Raw genomic sequence first — 536 nt, 5'->3', positions numbered from 1 at the left:
GCGCGGCGCTGATCGCCTTTCGCGAGCGGCTCGGGCCGCGCCCGCGCCGGGTCGTGCTCGTCTCCAACGCACCCCGCCCCTGGGCCGGCGTGCAGCGCATCCTCGACGGCTACGGCGTGCCGCGGGGCGCCTACGACGCGATCCTCACCTCGGGCGACCTGACCCGGGCGCTGCTGGCCGAGCGGCCCGGCGCGCGGGTCCACCATCTCGGGCCCGAGCGCGACGGCCCGATCTTCGAAGGGCTCGACCTGACGCTGGTGCCGGCCGAGGCCTGCGACCTCCTGGTCAACACGGGCCTGTTCGACGACGCCACCGAGACGGCCGAGGATTACCGCGCGACGCTCGCCGCCCTGAAGGCCCGCGACGTGCCGATGATCTGCGCCAACCCCGACCTCGTGGTCGAGCGCGACGGCTCGCTCATCCCCTGCGCCGGCCTGCTGGCCGAGGCCTATGCCGAGATCGGCGGGGCGGTGACCTATGCCGGCAAGCCGCACCGGCCGGTCTACGAGGCGGCTTTGGCGATGGCCGCCGGCCTC

1 pseudogene is annotated in these 536 nt (G+C 75.2%); it reads left to right on the top strand.

Annotation, left to right across the window (positions count from 1 at the left end):
- Positions 1-536 (top strand): annotated as a pseudogene (locus FV222_RS28765) (TIGR01459 family HAD-type hydrolase); the annotation flags it as partial.

This window comes from Methylobacterium sp. WL103, assembly GCF_008039885.1.
Lineage (GTDB): Bacteria > Pseudomonadota > Alphaproteobacteria > Rhizobiales > Beijerinckiaceae > Methylobacterium > Methylobacterium cerastii.
This window is presented reverse-complemented; position numbering and strand designations above follow the sequence as displayed.